This is a genomic window from Methylobacterium sp. B1 (assembly GCF_000333255.1).
Lineage (GTDB): Bacteria > Pseudomonadota > Alphaproteobacteria > Rhizobiales > Beijerinckiaceae > Methylobacterium > Methylobacterium fujisawaense.
Map to the genome: position 1 here is coordinate 1 of NZ_BACT01000057.1, position 3,347 is coordinate 3,347.

Genomic DNA, 3,347 nt, shown 5'->3' on the forward strand with positions numbered 1-3,347 from the left:
CGCGCGGATGGATATGTCCGATTTCAGGCTCTGGGTAGAGAGCCGGCCCGCGCACGAGCGTCGGGAACTGCCCGACGGCGGACCCGTGCTGATGGCGCCGCCGCGGGAGCGGCATCGGGCGATCGTCGCCAACCTGATCCGACGAATCGGCGATCTCGCGGACGGCAGGGGCTGCCGCACCATGCCGGATCTCGGGATCCCCCGCGCCGCGAGGGACGATTTCGCGACGGTCCCCGATGTGGTGGTGCGGGCCGGGCCGCCCCTGCCGGAGGGCGATGCCACGGATCCGCTCCTCGTCGCCGAGGTACTCCTTCCCGCGACCATGAGGCTCGACCGCGGCCGCAAGATCGATACCTGCCGGACCGTGCCGCGCCTCGCGGTGCTGCCGATCGTCTATTCCGACGCGGCACGGGTCGAAGTCTGGCGGCGCGCGGGGGACGACCGGAGCGTCGCGGCCCTCGGGCTCGACGGCACCGTGCCGCTGCCGGAACTCGACGGCGCGGTGCCGGTGCGCGACATCTACCGCGGCCTCGCCTTCTGAGCGCCCGCACCCCACCTGATCGAACGGCGACGCATCAAGGCACCGAGACTTGCCCCATTTCGAAGACTTCTACGCGGCCAAGCTGCGCGGCTCCCTCGGCGTGACCGACGCCGAGTCGGTGCTCGACCTGCGCGGCGCCAACCGGGCGACCGCCGAGGCCTCCCTCAAGGACATGCTGGAGCGCAGCCGCTTCGCCAAGGGCAAGACCGTGGCGATCCGGCTCGATCCGCCGCCGGAGGGCGGGGGCGAGACCTTGTTCCAGCCGGCCGGCCGCCTGCTCCTCGACGCGAAGCGCCGCGGCCTGATCGAGCGCCTGCAGACCCTCCCGGCCCAGGACGGGCTGGGCTTCTACGTGGCGCTCACGGGCCGGGCCGAGCGGACGCCGATGTAGGCGGCCGGAACTCTGCGCCGGCAACGGATCGCGCGCGGGCCGCCGGGCGTTGACGGGGCGCAGCGTCACCGGACGTCGCTCAGGACGTCGCTCATCGAGGCAGCCCGTGACGAACATCCGTATCCCGGCTTCCCAGGTCTGCCGATGAGGACGCTTCCCGGGGGCCGCAACACGATCGAGCGCATCGCCCGCTTCGGCTACGGCGCCCGCGGGGTCGTCTACATCGTGGTCGGCGGCCTCGCCTTGCTGGCGGCCCTGGGGCATGGCGGGCGGGCCGGGGACAGCAAGGACGCGCTCCGCGCCGTGATGGCCGGGCCGTTCGGCGCGGCCATCGTCGGCCTGATCGCCCTGGGTCTCGCCGGATTTGCCCTCTGGCGCCTCGTCGAGGGCATCACGGATGCCGACCGGCGGGGCACCTCGGCCAAGGGCCTCGCCGTGCGCGGCGCCCACCTGATCAGCGCCGTGCTCTATCTCGGTCTCGCCGCCAGCGCGGCCTCGCTCAGCCTCGGCCTGGGCATGAGCGGCGGCGACGGCGTGCATGACGGGACCGCGTGGCTCCTGAGCAAGCCCTTCGGCCGCTGGCTCGTGGCCCTCGTCGGCCTCGCGGTCGTCGGAGGCGGCTTCGGCTTCCTCGGCAAGGCTTGGCGCGGCGACGTCACCGACCGACTCGCCATCGACCCGCAAGCCCGTGACCGCTGGGCCGGCCCGATCGGCCGGTTCGGCTACGCGGCGCGGGGCCTCGCCTTCTTGATCATCGGCGGGTTCCTCGTGGCGGCGGCGTGGCACCAGCGCTCCTCGGATGCCAAGGGCCTGTCCGAGGCCTTCGCGCTGCTGCGGGCGCAGCCCTACGGCTGGGTGCTGCTCGGGCTCGCCGCGGCGGGCCACGCGGCTTTCGGTGCCTTCGGGCTGATTCAGGCGCGGTACCGGCACATCGAGGCCCCGGACATCGACCGTGTGGACGATGCGGCCGGCGCCGCGGCCCGGGCGCTGACCTAAGCCTGGCAATTCTGAGGCTGCTCCGATTGTAATCGGCTGGCCACACACCAAGTAAAACAGACCCTCCGCGCGATCCTGTGCCCTGGGCGATGTTGCGGAGGCCAAGATGGCTAGAATTCTGATCACCGGTCGGGCACAGACCGTGACCACGGAAGACTTCAATGAGCGCGTCAAAATTCTGATGGTCGACAAGGCCGACCCGGTGAAAGGGCGCACTTATCAGAAGAATTTCAAATCCGGGTTCGGCGGCAGTCTCGGCAGGTAATACGCCCAGCGGTCGCGCGTCCGTGTGGCGCGGGGCCGGAGCGGCGCGTTGACAGGGCCGGTGCCGCGGCGGATACCCCGCGGCATCCCATCCGGCACCCGATGCAGCAGCGCCTCTACAAGACCGCGGTGATGGTGACCCACGACCTCGCGGCGACCGCTGCCGCCGTGGTGCTCACCTTCCTGTTCCGCTTCCAGGGCGGCATGCTCGCCGAGCGCCTGCACGCCCTGCCCCTGCTGCTGCCGCCGTTCCTGGTCTTCGCAGGCCTCGTCTACGGCCGGTTCCGGCTCTACCGGACCAAGTGGCGCTTCGCCTCGCTGCAGGATCTCGCCGGCATCGTCCGGGCGGCCAGCGTCCTGGCGCTGGCGCTCCTGGTGACCGACTGGGTCCTGGTCTCGTCCGACCTGTACGGCTTCTACTTCTTCGGCAAGATCGCGATCCTGCTGTACTGGGTCCTGCAGATCTTCTTCCTGGGCGGTACCCGGCTCGCGTTCCGCTACCTCAAGGATACCCGCTCCCGGCAGACGAGCGCGCGGGCCGCCACCGTCCCGACCCTGCTCCTCGGCCGTGGCGCCGACATGGACGTGCTGCTCCGGGCGATCGAGACGGGCTCCGTGAAGAAGCTCGCGCCGCGGGGCATCCTGTCGCCCCGGGCGGACGAGCGCGGCCAGTTCATGCGCGGCGTGCCGGTTCTGGGCGGGTTCCCCGATCTCGAGCGCGTGGTCGCCGACCTCGCGAACCGCGGCGCGCCGGTGCGGCGGCTGGTGGCGGCCCCGAGCGCCCTCGTGCCCGAGGCGGCCCCCGACGACCTGATCGCCCGTGCCCGGCGCCTCGGCCTGCCCCTCGCCCGCGTCGTCGGTCTCGGCGAGGGCGTCCAGGGCCCGGAACTGGCGCCGCTCGAGATCGAGGATCTGCTGCTGCGGCCGACCGTCGCCATCGACCGCCCGCGCCTGGAGGCGTTCCTCGCCGGACGCCGGGTCGTGGTCACCGGCGGCGGCGGCTCGATCGGCTCGGAGATCTGCCTGCGGGCCGTGGCTTTCGGGGCCGCCGCCGTGCTGGTGCTCGAATCCTCCGAGCCGGCCCTCCACGGCATCTTCAGCCACCCCGCGATCCTGGCCGCGGAGGCCGACGTGACCGGCGTGCTGGGCGATATC

At 72.2% G+C, this 3,347-nt stretch carries 5 protein-coding genes; all 5 read left to right on the top strand.

Features of this window, described 5'->3' with window-relative positions:
• The coding region (locus tag I53_RS01615; RefSeq protein WP_043345963.1) for a Uma2 family endonuclease at positions 1-541 on the top strand (541 nt) is incomplete at its 5' end.
• Positions 542-590: 49 nt separating this feature from the next.
• On the top strand, positions 591-932 hold the full coding sequence (locus tag I53_RS01620; RefSeq protein WP_043345965.1) for a hypothetical protein: 342 nt from the start codon (positions 591-593) through the stop codon (positions 930-932).
• A 144-nt stretch (positions 933-1,076) separates the two neighbouring features.
• Positions 1,077-1,928, top strand: a complete 852-nt coding sequence (locus I53_RS01625; protein WP_043345966.1) for a DUF1206 domain-containing protein — start codon at positions 1,077-1,079, stop codon at positions 1,926-1,928.
• Between the two features lie 106 nt (positions 1,929-2,034).
• Complete coding sequence (locus I53_RS33610) at positions 2,035-2,193, top strand: hypothetical protein (RefSeq protein ID WP_164706392.1); 159 nt, start codon at positions 2,035-2,037, stop codon at positions 2,191-2,193.
• A gap of 101 nt (positions 2,194-2,294) precedes the next feature.
• A partial coding sequence (locus I53_RS01630) for a polysaccharide biosynthesis protein (RefSeq protein WP_043345968.1) occupies positions 2,295-3,347 on the top strand: 1,053 nt, incomplete at its 3' end.

What these genes read in the sequence shown, in the direction of transcription:
- I53_RS01625 (WP_043345966.1), top strand. Translation starts at nt 1,077, where the DNA reads ATGAGGACGCTTCCCGGGGGCCGCAACACGATCGAGCGCATCGCCCGC.
- I53_RS33610 (WP_164706392.1), top strand. Translation starts at nt 2,035, where the DNA reads ATGGCTAGAATTCTGATCACCGGTCGGGCACAGACCGTGACCACGGAA.